Origin of the sequence: Streptomyces thermocarboxydovorans, from assembly GCF_039524635.1 — a bacterium.
GTDB classification, from domain to species: Bacteria; Actinomycetota; Actinomycetes; order Streptomycetales; family Streptomycetaceae; genus Streptomyces; species Streptomyces thermocarboxydovorans.
This window is the reverse complement of the sequence record NZ_BAAAGU010000147.1, coordinates 1-904: the sequence shown is the minus strand read 5'-3', so window position 1 is coordinate 904 and position 904 is coordinate 1. Positions and strand designations below refer to the sequence as shown.

General features: G+C 64.2%; 1 protein-coding gene. It reads right to left on the bottom strand.

The genetic code is table 11. The features are described from left to right. On the bottom strand, positions 1-847 hold an 847-nt coding region (locus ABD198_RS30500; protein ID WP_344007975.1), incomplete at its 3' end, for a reverse transcriptase/maturase family protein. Positions 848-904: the final 57 nt, after the last annotated feature.

Genomic DNA, 904 nt, shown 5'->3' with positions numbered 1-904 from the left:
CCGCGCTCGGCAGGCTGACCATCTGCTGACGCAGCGCACGGGCCTGGGTCCGGTCGCCGCGCCGGCGGGCTTTCGCCAGCAGATTCTGCAACTCCAGATAGGCCGGGTTGCGGGCCCGGCGCTTCCCTCGGGTGTACTCCGGAATCAGAACTGTCTCGACGAACTCATCCAACTTGTGCAGGTAGATGTTGGACAGGATCGGGGAAGCCACCCCGCCTTGCGGCGCTCCGGAGAGTGTGGCGCCCCATCTCCAGTCCTCCAGGTATCCGGCTGTCAGCATGTTGCGCACCAGCCGCAGGAACCGCTGGTCATGGATCTTCTCGCCGAGGATCGACAGCAGGACCTCGTGGTCCAGGCTGCCGAAGCAGTCGGCGATGTCCCCTTCGATGAACCAGGACGTCCCGGTCCAGGTGTGGTCCACTTCCCGCAAAGCGGTATGGCAGCCGCGGCGGGGACGGAACCCATGAGAGCGGCCGGAGAACGTCGGTTCGTAGTACGCCTCCAATAACAGTCGGACCACTTCACCGACGAGCTTGTCCGACCAGGTCGGCAGCCCCAGCGGACGCGTCTTCCCATTCTTCTTCGGGATATGGACGCGCCGGACCGGACGGAAGCGGTAACGCTCGTGGCGCATCGCCTCGATGATCCGGTCGATCTTCCGCTGTGACATGCCGTCCACGGTTTCCGACGTGACCCCGGGCGTCATCGCACCATGGTTGGCGTAGATGCGTCCGTAGGCCAACAGATACAACTGCGGGTTGAACAGCTGCCGATACAGTTCAGCACACGGCAGGCTACGTCTGCCGCGTTCACGCAGGACACCCAGCACCGTTTTGGCGCTCTGCATTCCGCATACCTCCTGAGTCTGGGCATCCGAATCACCTGGCCCCCTTCGCCCGATGCG